Here is a 14,487-nt window from a genome sequence, read left to right as displayed (position 1 = left end):
CCCTCCGGTCGGCCTCTGTCCTCAGCCTTCCTCGGCCTCTCCGCTACAGCCCTTACCCTCAACAGGGCCCCATCCCGCCTATTGGAAGCGGCGGGAGTCGAACCCGCCGCTCCAAGGCTGCACCGTTACTGAACCTGCGCCAGGATGTCGTTCAGCATCTGCTCTGTGAACTTGCCCTCGGAGAAGTTGATCAGCTTGTAGGCGGGCATGTCGTTGACGAACACCAGCGTCGACATCTCCGCCTTCTTCCAGGCGTACTCCTCCTGCGGCGTACGCTTCACGTGACGCTTCTCCTCGAAGCTTCCCATGATGACATTCTTCAGCAGCGTGTAGGCTTCCTGCCCCTTCGGGTGTTTCTTGAACTCCTTCACCATGGAGTTGCGCGTCAGCGTGGGGACGGTCACCTGGGTCGTCTCCACCTGGACATGCTTTCTCAGGGGCAGGTCCCTGGATGAACCACCGACCAGGATGTCGAACCTGCCAGGGTTGACGACCCAGCGGTGGAGGGCGGTGTTGTAGTAGGCGAAGTCACGCTGCTTCAGCGTGAAGCTCACCGTCTTCTCCTCGCCGGGCTCGAGCGCCACCTTGGTGAAGGCCTTGAGTTCCTTGTCCGGACGGCTGACCACGGGCCTGTCCTCACGGATGTAGAGCTGGACGATCTCCTTTCCAGCCACCTTCCCCGTGTTCCGCACCTTCAGCTGGACGGTCAGCGTCTCGGTGTCCTTGATGGACGGCGCGCTGAAGGTCAGCTCCGAGTAGGCGAAGGTGGTGTAGCTCAGGCCAAAGCCAAACGGGAACAGCGGGGTGATGTTCCGCTTGTCGTAGTACCGGTAGCCAATGAAGACGCCTTCGCCGTAGTGCGCCTGCTGATTCAGTCCGGGGAACTCGGTGGCCGTCGGCGTGTCTTCCAACCTCATCGGGAAGGTCTCCGCCAGCTTCGCCGAGGGGTTGACCCTGCCGGTCAGGACATCCGCGATGGCTCCTCCGCCCGCCTGTCCCGTCAGCCACCCCTCCACGATAGCCTTTACCCGGCCCAGCCACGGCATGGTGATGGCCGAGCCGTTCATCAACACCACCACCGTGTTGGGCTGCACCTGGCTGACCGCGTCGATCAACCGGTTGTGCCCCTCGGGCATGTCCAGGGTCGAGCGGTCGAAGCCCTCGGACTCGTGGCTGTCCGGCAGGCCCGCGAAGACGATGGCCACATCCGCGTCCTTCGCCTGCTGCCGCGCTTCCTCGAGCAGCTGGGCGGTGGTGACACCCTCGATGTCATAGCCGCTCGCGTACCGGATGCGCTCGCTCCCGCCTACGATCGCCAGCAGCTCGTCATACGCATTGGAGATGCGGGTCGGATTCACCTGCGAGCTTCCAGCGCCCTGGTAGCGGGGCTCCTTGGCGAAGGCACCAATCACGGCGATCTTCTTCTTCGCCCCGACGTCCAGCGGCAGCAGGTTGTCTTCGTTCTTCAGCAGGATGATGCTCTCACCCGCCACCTGCCTCGCCAGGGCATGGTGCTGCTCCACGTCGAAGGTGACACCGGTCTTGCGGCTCTCCGCGGCCTTGAGGACCACGGCGACCAGCGAGGCCACCACCTCATCCAGGCGCTGCACCGGCAAGAGTCCCGTCTTGGCGGCCTCGATGATCTTCTTGCGGTTCACATCGCCGCTGCCGGGCATCTCCAGGTTCAGCCCGGCCATGATGCCCTTCACGCGATCGTGGACGGCGCCCCAATCCGACACCACGGCTCCCTCAAAACCCCACTCTTCCCGGAGGATGTCCTCGAGCAGGAGGTGGTTCTCCGAGGCATAGACTCCATTCACCTTGTTGTAGGAGCACATCACCGACCACGGCTGGGCCTGGGTGACTGCGATTTCGAACGCTGGCAGGTAGATCTCGCGCAGGGTCCTTTCATCCAGGTTCGAGCTGTTCACCATCCGCTCGAACTCCTGGTTGTTCACCGCGAAGTGCTTCAAGCAGGTCCCCACCCCCTCGCTCTGAACACCCTGGATGTAGGATGCCGCCAGCTGACCGGCCAGGGTGGGGTCCTCGGAGAAGTATTCGAAGTTGCGCCCGCCCAGCGGGGAGCGCTTCATGTTGTTGCCTGGCCCCAACAGGATCTGGACGTCGTTGGCCTGGCATTCCTGGGCCATGGCCGCGCCCACCTGCTTGATGAGCTCGGTGTTCCAGGTCGAGGCCAGGGCAGACGCCGTGGGGAAACAGGTCGCGGGAACGCTCTCGGCGATGTTCGGCCCCAGCGCCTTCCTGAGCCCATGCGGGCCATCCGTCATGAAGATGGATGGAATGCCCAGCCGCTCGAGCGGGTGGGTCGTCCACGAGCCATTGCCAGACAAGAGCAGGGCTTTCTCCTCCAGCGTCATCTGAGACACCAGCTCCTGCGCTCTTGCCTTGTGATTCTTGGATTGTTCGGACATGTCTGGGGGCCTCGTCGAGAGACACTGCGCGTAGCCGGGGCATCCCGGCTTTCCATCAAGGGAAGCCGGGCCTCCGCCGGGATATTCACGGCCAGGTTCAGGGGGGTGACGTGTTTGAAACTTCTATTCAGCGAGCTTCTTCAAGACGCCGCGCCGCAACGTTTGCGATCCCCGGGTCAGTGGCGCTCTGCCCCTGCGTGCCCACTGTACCGAGCGTGGCGCCCTGGCCGTACAGGTGGCACCGCACCCAGCGATTCTGCTCGAGCTGCGTCGTGCCCGGCATCTCCTGACGGCACACCGCCATGGCACTCGGGCACCGGTCGGCGAACGGACAGCCGGGTGGAGGATCAATCAGCTTGGGCGCACCTGACTTCGCCTTCAGCTCGTTCTTCATCGAGCCGTTCGGATCCGGCACCGCGGAGAGCAGGAGCTGCGTATACGGGTGCGCGGGCTGCTGCATCAGCTCCTCGCTCGGCGCGCCCTCCACGATGTGCCCCGCGTACATCACCATCGTTCGGTCCGCGAAGTAGCGCGCACTCGCGATGTCATGCGTGATGTACAGATACGAGATTCCTCGCTCCTCCTTGAGCCGCTCCATCAGGTTCAAGACGCCGACGCGGATCGACACGTCGAGCATGGAGATGGGCTCATCGGCGAGGATGACGGAGGGCCCGGGGGCCAACGCTCGCGCAATGGCCACGCGCTGCCGCTGTCCGCCCGAGAGCTGATGAGGGTAGCGGGCCGCGAGCTCCGCCGCTGGCCTCAAGTCGACGGTCTCGAGCAGCTCATTCACGCGGTCCCTGAGCTCCGCGTCGCTCTTCGCCTTTCCGTGGATGAGGAGAGGCCTCTCCAGGTGCTCGCCAATCGTACGGACCGGGTTCAGCGACCCGAACGGATCCTGGAAGATCATCTGCACCTGCGCCCGGTAGTCGAGCGAGGCCTGACGAGGCTCCTCCTGGAGGATGTCCCTGCCACGGAAGAGAATCTTCCCGGTCGAGGGCTCCATCAGCCGCACGAGCAGCCGCGCGATCGTGCTCTTGCCGCTGCCGGACTCGCCGACGAGCGCGACGACCTGCCGCTGTCCGAGGGCAAAGGAGACCTCATTGAGGGCGCGCAGCCGCTTGGGCTTGAAGCCTCCTCCCACCTGGAAGTACTTGCCGATGCCCTGGGCTTCGAGGATGGCCTGGCCCTGTCGGTCGGTGGTCGTCATGCGGACTCCAGGTGGCAGGCTTCGATGTGATCAGGCCCCAGCACGCGCAGCTCGGGCACGTCGACCCGGCAGCGGTCCGTTGCCGACGGGCAGCGCGGGTTGAAGCGGCACCCCGTGGGGAGCTTTCGCATATCCGGGGGCGAGCCAGGGATGCCCACGAGCTTCTTGCGCGGCCCGCGAACCGAGGGGACCGAGCCCAGCAGCCCCTTCGTGTACGGTTGCCTGGGCGCGTGGAAGAGCTCCTGGGAGGGCGCCATCTCCATGAGCTTGCCCGCGTAGAGGACCGCGATGCGCGTGGAGAACTCGAGGATCAGCGAGAGATCATGCGTGATGAACAGGATGGAGAACCCGAGCTTGTTCTTGAGCTCGGAGACCTGATGCAAAATCTCCTTCTGCACCACCACGTCGAGCGCGGTCGTCGGCTCGTCCATGAGCATCAGCGGCGGCTCGAGCGCGAGTGCGATCGCGATTACCACACGCTGCCTCATTCCTCCGGAGAGCTGGTGCGGGTAGCTCGTGAGCCGCGAGCTGTCGATGCCCACGAGCTTCAGCAGATAGACGGCCCGGTCGACAGCCTCGGAGCGCTTCACCGGGTGGTGCGCCTCGATCGCGTCGATGATCTGATCGCCGATCGTGAGGATGGGGTTGAGCGAGTTCATGGCGCTCTGGAAGACGAGCGACACCTTGCGCCAGCGCAGCTCGCGCAGCCGCGCCTCGCTCATCGCCAGGATATCCTCACCCTCGAAGAGCACCTGCCCACCCGTGATGATCGCGGGAGGCCGGAGGATCCGCAGGAGGGCCTGCGCCACCGTTGACTTGCCACTGCCCGACTCGCCGGCCAGGCCGAGCACTTCGCCCCGGCCAATGTCGAACGAGACGCCGTCGACGGCGCACACGGGACCCGTGGGCGTGAGGTATTCGACCCGGAGGTCACGCACGGAGAGCAACGTCGAGGGCTTAGTTTCCACTGGGCCTCACCACGGGCGTCGACAGGCCCGATTCCAAGTCATGGCTCTTGAGGATCCGTGTCCAGGTCGCCTCGGCCCGCAGCCGCGGGTTGGTGATCTCGTCGATGGCGTAGTTGACGAGCACGAGCGCGAAGCCCACGAGCGCCACGCACACTCCCGTGGGAACGACGGTCCACCACGCGCCCGTCAGCAGGGCCGCGTTGTTCGAGGCCCAGTACAGGTTCGTGCCCCACGTGACCGTGCTGACGTCGCCGATCCCCAGGAACTCGAGCCCCACCTGCGCGCCAATCGCGTAGACCGTCGCCGAGATGAAGCCGCTCATCAGCAGCGACGTCATGTTGGGGAGGATCTCCCGGAAGATGATGCGAAGGCGTCCCTCGCCGCTCACGATCGCGGCCATGACGAAGTCCTTCTCCCGGAGGGAGAGGAGCTGCGAGCGCAGCATGCGTGCATTCCACGCCCACCCGGTGATGACCAGCACCAGGCCGATGGTGACGGGACCCGGCTGGAGGTAGGCCGCGATCACCACGGCCATGGGCAGGCCGGGGATGATCAGGAACACGTTGGTGAAGAACGACAGGACGCTGTCAACCCAACCACCGAAGAACCCGGCGGTCATTCCGACGAGCGCGCCAATCGCCATGACGGCGAAGCCCGTCAGGAAGCCCACCGCGAGCGACGTGCGAGCCCCCGCGATCGTCTGCGCGAGCACGTCCTGCCCCTGGCCGGTGGTGCCGAGGAGAAACTCGGACGAGGGCGGTTGGTGCGGCGGGCCCACGAAGGCGGATGGATCCACCGACACGATCAGCGGTCCGAAGAGCCCCATCAGCACGAAGATGAGGATGAGCACCGCGCCGATTGACGCCTTGCGATTCTCGAGGAGCTGCCAGATGAACCCCGAGCGTGGTTTCCTTGCTTGATTCGCAGATGACATTCCAGGCTCCCTCCTTCCCGCCCGTCAGCGCGCTCGCGTCCGGGGATCGAGCCACACGTAAAGGATGTCCACGAGCAGGTTCGCGCCCAACACAGCCAGTGTGATGGTCAGGAAGATGCCCTGCATGAGCGCGTAGTCCTGGTTGCGCACCGCCTGGATGAGCAGATAGCCCTGTCCCGGGTACGAGAAGACGATCTCCGTTAGCAGCGAGCCGGAGAGGACGAACCCCAGCGCCATTCCGAAGCCCGTGACGTTGGGCAGGAGCGCGTTGCGTGCGGCGTAGTGGAACATGATCCGCTTCTGGGACAGGCCCTTGGCGTTCGCCATGGTGATGTAGTCCTCGGCGAGTACGCCCACCATCGTGCTGCGCATGTTGAGCATCCAGCCTCCGAGCGAGGCGATCACGATCGCCGATGCCGGGAGCACCATGTGCTGGAGCACGTCGAGGATGAACTCGCCACTAAAGGCGGGTGCGAGCGTGTCGCTGTAGGCATGGCGGATGGGGAAGGCGTCGAGCGAGAGCCCGAGCACGTAGAGGAGCATCATCGCCAGCCAGAAGTAGGGGAACGCGCCCAGGAAGATGAGCACCGGCGGCAGCACCGAGTCCAGCCAGCCGCCGCGTCTCCACGTGGCGATCACGCCGAGGAGCGAGCCGAGCCCGAAGGCGATGATGACCGAGACGCCCGAGAGCAGGAGCGTCCAGCCGAGTCCCGTGGCGATCACGTCCGTCACCTTCGCGGGGAAGTACGCGACGGAGAGGCCGAGATCGCCCTGGAACAGGTGGCCGATGTAGGTGAAGTACTGCTGGTACAGGGGCTCGTTGGTGAAGCCGAAGGCCACGCGCAGGGCGTCGATGGCCTCCGGTTGGAGCTGACCCGCGAAGCGCGCGAACATGGCCGAGGCGGGATCGCCCGGCATGAGGCGTGGGATCAGGAAATTCAGCGTCAGAGAGGCCCACGCGGCGAACGCGTACAGGCCCAGGTTTCTCAGGATGTGTCGCACGGGACCGGGTGAGCCTTTCTCTAACGCGGTGTCGTCACTTGGGCTTCACTTCGACCAGGACGAGCAGGTTCTCCGGAGGAGTGTTGGGCGTCAGCTTCGCGTAGGGATTGTCTTTGTTGGGGAAGTTCGTGAAGCGGCGCGTACTGTACTCGCCCCAGGACGGACCGGGGAAGAGGGGGATGACCGGCGCGTTCTGCACGAAGAGCTCCTGCATCTGATGGGCGATCTTCTTCTGCTCCTCGGGATCATTCGTGGCCTCGAAGGCCTGCAGGAGCGCGTCGGCTTCCTTGCTTCCGTAGCGGTGCCAGTTACGGGCCGACACCTCACCAATGGGCCTGAGCGTCTCGGTGCCCATGAGGTCGCGGTAGACGAAGTACGGCGACGGCTCCTCCGAGGTCCACCCCATGCTCGCGTCGAACTCACCCTTCTGGATGCGCTCGAAGTAGGGGCTGAAGTCGTAGGTCTTCAGGACGGCGTCGACGCCCACCTGCTTGAGGTTCTGCGTGATGATCTGCGCCGCGCGCACCCAGTCCGTCCAGCCCGTGACGACGTTGACGTCGAAGCGCAGGGGCTTCTTGTCTGGACCCACGCGCACGCCGTCCGCACCCTTCTTGTAGCCGGCCTCGTCGAGCATGGCGTTGGCCTTCTCGATGTTGAGCTTCGTCCAGTCACCCGCCTGGACGGCCTGGGGGTTGCGCCAGCGATCGTGCGTGTCGCTGAGCGCCGTCGCGTCGGAGGGCCGCGTGTAGCCATACATCGCCACCTTGACGATCTGATCGCGGTCGATCGCCATGCTGAGCGCCTTGCGCACGCGGACATCATTGAAGGGCTTCTTCGTGGTGTTCACGTAGAGCACCGTCGTGTTGCCCACGAGCGGGAACCAGTAGTGGTTGTGCTCCTTGTCCTTGGCGACGAAGACCCGGTCGATGTCGGGCACGAAGCTGCCCGCCCAGTCCAGCTCACCGGTGAGCAGCGCGAGGTTCGCCTGGTCATTGCTCGGGTACGCTGGGAAGCGAATGCTCTCGACGGCCGGCTTGCCCGGCTGCCAGTAGTGCGGGTTGCGTCCGAGCTCGAAGACTTGATTCTGGAAGACCTTCACCTCGGTGAAGGGGCCCGTCGCCACGGGCGTCTCGTTCTTGTACATGACCGGATCGGCCACGTCCTTCCACTTGTGCTCCGGAACGATCGGCTGGTGGACGATATAGATGAGGCCGGGCACGAAGGGGCGCGTCAGGCTGAACTCGACCGTCGCGTCATCCTTGGCCTGGACCGACTCCAGGAAGCTCCACACCGCCGAGATATCGAGGGCCTTGTGCTGCTTGATGAGGTTGAAGGTGAAGGCCACGTCCTTGGCCGAGAACGGCTGGCCATCCGACCACTTCACGCCAGGGCGCATGGCCAGGGTGAGCTTCTTGTTATCCGGGCTCCACTCGTGCTTCGTGGCCAGCCAGGGTACGAGCTCGCCCTTGAGCGTGTTGAAGATCATCAACGGCTCGTAGACGCCGGCGCGGGTCGGCCAGCGCGAGCTGTTGGACGCAAGCAAGGGATTGAAGTTCCGGATCCACGAGGCTTGCTGCTCCTGGGCGATTGTCATCGCCGTGGCCTTCGCGGCTGGCGCGGTCGCTGGAGCCGCCGCGGTCGCCGTTGTTGGCTGGGCGCCCTCCTTCGGGCTCTTCGAACAGTGAACGAGGCCCCCAAGAGACAGCAGGGACATGCACATCATCAGCAGCCGGCGTGACATGGATCGGTTTTCCCCTCCGAGAAGAGGGGCGCATGATACGCAATCCTCCTCATCTCCAGCAGATTCCTTTTTCGACGCAAAGCGTTATCGAGTGAGGAGCTGGATGAGGGCCATAGACAACCAGAGATATGTGAGGCGCTACAGCTGTTGAAAACAGGACAGCCCCTGTTTCGGTGGAGCTCACAGGGGTTTTCTTACGCAGAGGGAATTCCGCCCAAGGGATAAATATCTACAAAAAATGTCTGTTGTTGGCGGTGTGAGCCCGCAGGGCGCGGGCAGGCCGAGGCCGCCGCTCAGCTCATCAATCGGTGGAGGCTGACGTCCAGGCGGCTGCTCACCCAGCCCAGGAGGCTCTCCAGCTCGCGGCCCTCGAGCTTCAACCGGGAGGAGAGCTCCAGGCGGGTGAGCTTCAGCAGCCGTTCACGCGCCTGGACCACTCGGCGCGCCACACTGGAGCGGGGCTCGCCATACATCGTCGCGAGCCGATCCATGGTGAGGCCGTGGATGTGGTGCATGCGCAGCAGGGCGCGCTCTCGCTCGGAGAGGCGGGCCAGCGCTGCCTGGAGGGACTGGGTGAGGGCCTGGCGGGAATCCTCCCGGGCGAGGACACGCTCCGGATCATCCGCAGCCAGCATTCGCTCGAGGGCCGCGGGCGGCTCACCGAAGAGCTCCTGCCGTCCCTCATGAGTGGCCAGCTCTCCGGCGACGCGCACGGCGCTGATTCGCACCCAGCCTGCCAGCGGACCTCGGCCCGCGTAGTCGGCGATCTTCGGAGCGGTGCCGCTCGCGCTCATCAACAACCGCTGACGCAGGACCTGCAACACCTCGTCCACGGTGGAGGCGGGAAGCTGGCCAAGGCGGGAGGGGACCTTCTGGAGGACGTGCTGCTCGAAGGCGAGCAGGGCCTGGGACTCGCCCGCGGCGCAAGCGCAGGCGAGGTACAGGTCGGCGGCGTAGAGCTGTTGCAGCGCCTGCGCGAGGGTGTCGGCCGGGGGCAGGTGCCGGGCCAGGTGTCGCACGAAGGCTTCGGTTGGGAGCTGGACGGAGGGCCATGCCGTTCGGCCCGCCTCGAGGTGGCGCTGCAGGAGCTCCTCCAATCCCTCCATCGCACCGAGCGCCTCACGCTGCTCCGCTGGCGCATGCGCCAGCAGCATCGCCCTCAGGTCACCGGTCTCCGCCTCTCCGCTCATGGGGCCTCCTTGCGCTCCTCCCGTCGTCCCGCGCCGGGTGCCGGGCGATCCAGTCCATGACCTGCCTCAGCTCTGAGTGGCCCCGGGGTTTCTGGGTGGATAGCAGGGCTCGAGCCTCTTCGGCGAATGCCGCGGCACGCTCCCGATCCTGCGCGTTGTGCCGTTCCCAAAGGGCTCGAGCCAGGAGGAAGGAGGTGTGTGACTCGTCCAGCAAATCCAGGGGGGCGCGCTGGTGGACCCGCCGTGCGTGCTCCAGCAGCGGCACGGCCTGCTCTGGGGCTCCGAGGGCCAGGTGCACCTCCGCCATGCAGGCGAGGCCCAGCGCCGCGTCCGGACTCTCCGCGCCTTGGGCCTTCTCGTCGAGCCTCCGGGCGCGCTCGCAGTGCACGAGCGCCGCGCGAGGGGCGCCGGTGGCCAGCTCGACCTGGGCGAGGTCGCGGAGCACGGTGGTGGCCGTGGCGTTGTCCGGGCCGTACTCCTTGTCCACCAGGTGCAGCGCGCGCGTCAGGTGGCGCCGCGCCTGCTCGTAACGGCCCGCCCGCAGGGCGATGTGCCCCAGGCATTCCAGCGAAGTGGCGGCGCGTGGGGTGTCCGGACCCAGCGCTCGCTCGACACGCGTCAGGGCCTCCTGGCCATGGACGAGCGCCTCGTCGAAGCGCTGGGCATCGGCTTCCACATAACCCAGTCCGCAGAGGGCGGCGGCCGTGTTGGGGTGGTCCGGCCCCTTCGTGCGCTCGAAGATGGCGAGCGCGCGCTGGAAGTACCGGCGGGCCTCGTCGAGCTGGCCCCGGCGCCGCAGGAGCGCGGCGAGGTTGTTGAGCGGTGTGGCGAGGCTCGGGTGGTCCGGGGCGCGGGAGGACTCCAGGAGGGCCAGGGAGCGCCGGAGGGTGGCGAGCGCCTCCTCGGGCTGGCCCATCCACAGCAGCGCGCTGGCCAGGTTGCTGAGGTTGAGGGCGTGGCCGGGGTGGTCGGGGCCCCAGATGCGCTCGCGCAACGCCTGGGCCTGGCGGTAGAGGGCCGCCGCCTCCGGGCCGCGCTGCTGGCGCGAGCGCACACGGCCGAGGCTGGAGATGAAATGGGCGGTGCGCAGGCTCTCGGGGCCATACAGCTCGCGCGACAGCGAGAGTCCCGAGGAGAACTCCGCGTCCGCTTCGTCCAGCTTGCCTTGCACCAGCAGCAGTGCGCCCATCCGCAGGTGGAACTCGGTGGCAATGGCGGGGAAGCGCTCCTTCCCCAGCCGCTCCACGGCGGCGCGGGCGTGCTGGACGAGCCGGTCCGCCTCGTCCATGCGGGCCTTCTGCTCGCCCACCACCCAGATGAGGAGGAGCCAGACGCGCGCGACCGTCTCGTCGTCACCTCCGGCATCGGCGGCCCAGAGGGCGCGGTAGAGGAGTTCCTCGGCCTCCTTGTACTTGCCGACGAGGCCGTGGAGCTGACCGTGCAGGACGAGGACCTCCGCCTCCAACGGGCGGTAGCCGATGCTCTGGGCTTCCGGGACGAGGGCTGACGTCACCTCGAGGCCCTGGGCGTGGCTGCCCGCGTCCATACGGGCCCGGGCCTCCGCGAGCCTGCGGCGCACCGCGTCCACTCGGGGGCGGAGGTCGTCTGGGGGTTGTGGCCGGGTGACGAGCGCCGGGGTGCTATGGCACCCGGTGAGCCCCTCGAGCGAGGCCATCATCTGCGGGGCGTTCTGCACCGTCTGCGCATCGGCCTTTTGCAGCACCTCCGTGATGGCGGCGAACTGCCACAGCTGGGTGTCGAGGCAGGCGGCCGTCTGCAGCCCGGTGGTGGTGGGCGTGCTGGAGGAGGCCATGCACGTCTCGGTACGCAGCTCGCGCCACCGGGCGGCGTGGGCATCCAGGGCGGCGGAGACGTTCTCCCAGATGGAGGCGGCGTAGGGCCTGCCCGTGGCGAGGAAGGCGGTGCGCACCCGCTCACGCTGCTCGGGGCCCCAGACCGTGGCGAGCTTCTCCGCCTCCTGGGCACAGCGGACCTCGCGCCGGTGCGCCACCTCGTAGCCCACGGCCAGGCCCACCAGGCTGGCGGCGGCGGAGACGGCCACCCAGGTGCGCAGGCGCAGGGCTCGTGGGCTGAGCGCTGCCAGCAGCTCCTCCATGGAGGGGAAGCGCTCCTCGGGCCGGGCTCGGAGCCCCCGTCGCACCGCGCGCCGTACCCAGAAGGGCACCTTTGACTCGTGCCCCGGTGGTTGCACCCGTCCTTCGAGCATCGCGCGGACGAGCTCCTCGAGGCTGTGGCCCTGGTAGGGGCGCTCCCCGTAGAGGGCCTCGTGGAGCGCCACGCAGAAGCTGAACTGGTCCGAGCGTGCGCTCGCGCCGTGGCCCTGGAGCTGCTCCGGCGCCATGTAGGCCGGCGTTCCCAGCAGCGCGCCCGTGCGGGTGAGCGGGAGGGCGGCGTTGTCGCGCGCGGGCTCCGGTCGTGGGTGGAGAAGGGGCGCCGCCGGCTGTCCGGGGGAGCTGGCGAGTCCGAAGTCCGTCACCCGCACCTCTCCGTTGTGGCCTACCAGCACGTTGGCGGGCTTGAAGTCGCGGTGCACCAGGCCCGCCGCGTGCGCCGCTGCCAGGCCTCGCCCAGCCTCCAGGAAGACGCGCAGCACCTCGCGCCAGGGACGCGGCTGCTTCAGCCACTCCTCCAGCGTGGTGCCTTCCACCAGATCCATGGTGAGGAAGAGGCCATCGCCGCACGTGCCCACGTCATGGGCGGAGACGACGTTGGGGTGGGAGAGCCGAGCCAGTGACTGGGCCTCGCGCAGCAGCCGCCGTCGCAACTCCTCCACGCGGTGCCCCTCCGGGCGCAACAGCTTGAGGGCTACCTGGCGGTCCAACTCCGGATCGTACGCCGCGTACACCACCCCCATGGCCCCCTGGCCGATGCGCTCGAGTACCACGTAGCGCGAGAGGGTGGCGCCCCGCGTCAGCGGTGAGAGGACTTCGTCAGGTGTCTGGGGGACGGTGCTCCCAGGCGCGGAGTCCTCTCCCGCAGCCAATGCACGCTGGCAGCCCGCGCAGTCCTCCACGTGCGCCAGTACCCGCGCCCTTCTGTCCTCCGGGAGCAACCCCTCCAGGAAGTCGCTCAGCGTCGTTTCGTCCGGGCACTTCATCCAGGGTCTCCAGGCTATCAGGAGCCGGAATTCCAGGAAGTCTTGAGGATGCTACGGTGCGTACAAATGAATCTGTAAATCAGTAATTTTCAGTAACAAATTCCTAGCGAAAAAGAATTGACGGTCACATTTTCTCTGGAAACCATGCTTTAGCAGTAAAACTTACCCCTAGGAGAAGAAGCAATGAGTCGGTTCATCCCTTGTCTTGTCTCGGCCGCGGGCCTCGCGATGCTGGCGCAGGCGGGAACTGCCCAGGCCGCCACCCAGCAGGCCCAGGCCAGCAGTGCCATCCTCGTGCAGGGCTTTCACTGGAACTCCGCCAACGCCACCAGTCCGAACTGGTACGGCGTGCTGTCCAGCAAGGCGTCGGACCTGGGGTCCATGGGCTTCACCCATGTGTGGTTCCCGCCCCCGAGCGACGCGGCGTCCAAGGAAGGCTACCTGCCTCGGCAGCTCAACGTGCTCAACTCGAGCTACGGCAGTGAGACGGATCTGAAGAACGCCATCAACGCCTTCTCCAACAGTGGGGTGAATGTCGTCGCGGATGTCGTCATCAACCACCGCGTCGGCACTTCCAACTGGGCGGACTTCACCAACCCGAGCTGGGGCAGCTATGCCGTGACGTCCAACGATGAGTGGGGCCAGGGCACCGGCGCCGCGGACTCCGGCGACGGCTACGGCGCCGCGCGCGACCTGGATCACAGCAACTCGGTGGTGCAGGGGGACCTGAAGAGCTGGCTGAGCAGCCGGCTCAAGGGCGTGGGCTTCAGCGGCATCCGCTACGACTACTCCAAGGGCTATGCCCCCAGCTACGCGAAGGTCTACCACGACGCCATGGCGCCGGACTTCTGCGTGGGCGAGGTGTGGACCGACCTCAACTACAGCAACGTGGATGCCCACCGGCAGCAGCTGATCAACTACATCGACGGGACGGGCGGGACGTGTGGCGTGTTCGACTTCACGACCAAGGGCCTGCTCAATCAGGCGCTGTCCTACAACGAGTACGGCCGGCTCAGGGACGGCTCGAGCAAGCCGGCGGGTGGTATCGGCTGGTGGGCACAGAAGATGGTGACGTTCGTGGACAACCACGACACGGGCCCCAGTGAGAACTGCAACGTTGGGCAGCGCCACTGGCCGGTGCCCTGCGACAAGGTGATGCAGGGCTACGCCTACGTGCTCACCCACCCGGGCATCCCCTCGGTGTACTACCCGCACATCTATGACTGGAACCTCAAGGCGGCCATCAAGGCGCTGATGGACGTGCGCAAGGCCCAGGGCATTACCTCGACGTCGGCGGTGTCCATCCAGCGGGCCGAGAACGGCCTGTACGCGGCCATCGTCAATGGCAACACGGCGATGAAGATCGGTAGCACGGACTGGAACCCGGGCACGGGCTGGACGCTCGCCGCGTCCGGGAGCGGCTACGCGGTGTGGAAGAAGACGGGGACCGGTGGCGGTGATGGTGGGTGCACCTCCGTGCCGGTGTCCTTCAGCATCAACAACGCCAACACCTCCTTCGGGCAGGATCTCTACGTGGTGGGCAATCAGACGGTGCTGGGGAGCTGGACCCCGGCTAACGGCTTCAAGCTGACCATCCAGGGAACGGGTGCCAACGCCACCTGGAGCGGAACGGCGCAGCTCCCGCCCTCCACCGCCACGCAGTACAAGTACGTGAAGTGGAATGGTTCCACCGCGGTCTGGGAGAGCAATCAGGCCACGTCCAGCGGCAACCGTGAGTTCACCACTCCGGCTTGTGGCGGCTCCGCGACGCGCAGCGACGGCGGCTTCAAGCACTGAGCCGCGCCGTCTTTCTGCCCCCATCATCCAACCGAATGGCTCGAGTGCCGCAATCCGGTGAGTGACGGATTCGCGGCCTCGGGCCACGTTGTTAC

At 66.4% G+C, this 14,487-nt stretch carries 9 protein-coding genes; 1 reads left to right on the top strand and 8 read right to left on the bottom strand.

The features are described from left to right. Positions 1–125 precede the first annotated feature (125 nt). From F0U60_RS44030 to F0U60_RS43995, 8 genes are all read right to left on the bottom strand, one after another. Entirely contained in the window at positions 126–2,432 is a 2,307-nt protein-coding gene (locus F0U60_RS44030) for a glycoside hydrolase family 3 C-terminal domain-containing protein (RefSeq protein WP_395809250.1), read from the bottom strand. 127 nt (positions 2,433–2,559) lie between these two features. Then, positions 2,560–3,642, bottom strand: a complete 1,083-nt coding sequence (locus F0U60_RS44025) for an ABC transporter ATP-binding protein (RefSeq protein ID WP_395809248.1) — start codon at positions 3,640–3,642, stop codon at positions 2,560–2,562. Next, the gene (locus F0U60_RS44020) at positions 3,639–4,610 is read right to left on the bottom strand and encodes an ABC transporter ATP-binding protein (RefSeq protein ID WP_395809245.1); all 972 of its coding nucleotides are present in this window, start codon (positions 4,608–4,610) and stop codon (positions 3,639–3,641) included. Before F0U60_RS44020 ends, F0U60_RS44025 begins: the two co-directional genes overlap by 4 nt. Next, positions 4,600–5,544 (bottom strand): ABC transporter permease, encoded by a 945-nt coding sequence (locus tag F0U60_RS44015; RefSeq protein WP_395809243.1) that lies wholly within the window; start codon positions 5,542–5,544, stop codon positions 4,600–4,602. Before F0U60_RS44015 ends, F0U60_RS44020 begins: the two co-directional genes overlap by 11 nt. Positions 5,545–5,568: 24 nt before the next feature. Next, positions 5,569–6,546 (bottom strand): ABC transporter permease, encoded by a 978-nt coding sequence (locus F0U60_RS44010; protein ID WP_395809241.1) that lies wholly within the window; start codon positions 6,544–6,546, stop codon positions 5,569–5,571. Between the two features lie 34 nt (positions 6,547–6,580). Continuing rightward, positions 6,581–8,287 carry an ABC transporter substrate-binding protein gene (locus F0U60_RS44005; protein ID WP_395809239.1) on the bottom strand — a complete coding sequence of 569 codons (1,707 nt, stop codon included), beginning with the start codon at positions 8,285–8,287 and terminating at the stop codon, positions 6,581–6,583. A gap of 293 nt (positions 8,288–8,580) precedes the next feature. Then, positions 8,581–9,477 carry a sigma factor-like helix-turn-helix DNA-binding protein gene (locus F0U60_RS44000; RefSeq protein WP_395809237.1) on the bottom strand — a complete coding sequence of 299 codons (897 nt, stop codon included), beginning with the start codon at positions 9,475–9,477 and terminating at the stop codon, positions 8,581–8,583. Next, positions 9,452–12,595, bottom strand: coding sequence for a tetratricopeptide repeat protein (locus F0U60_RS43995; protein WP_395809235.1), 3,144 nt, complete (start codon positions 12,593–12,595; stop codon positions 9,452–9,454). Before F0U60_RS43995 ends, F0U60_RS44000 begins: the two co-directional genes overlap by 26 nt. Before the next feature lie 183 nt (positions 12,596–12,778). Here F0U60_RS43995 and F0U60_RS43990 point away from each other — a divergent pair, with 183 nt between their 5' ends. Continuing rightward, the gene (locus F0U60_RS43990; protein WP_395809233.1) at positions 12,779–14,392 is read left to right on the top strand and encodes a glucan 1,4-alpha-maltotetraohydrolase domain-containing protein; all 1,614 of its coding nucleotides are present in this window, start codon (positions 12,779–12,781) and stop codon (positions 14,390–14,392) included. Positions 14,393–14,487: the final 95 nt, after the last annotated feature.

The organism is Archangium minus, assembly GCF_044360475.1.
Taxonomy (GTDB): Bacteria; Myxococcota; Myxococcia; order Myxococcales; family Myxococcaceae; genus Archangium; species Archangium minus.
The sequence above is the reverse complement of the archived record's forward strand: the minus strand, read 5'-3'. Positions and strand labels throughout refer to the sequence as shown.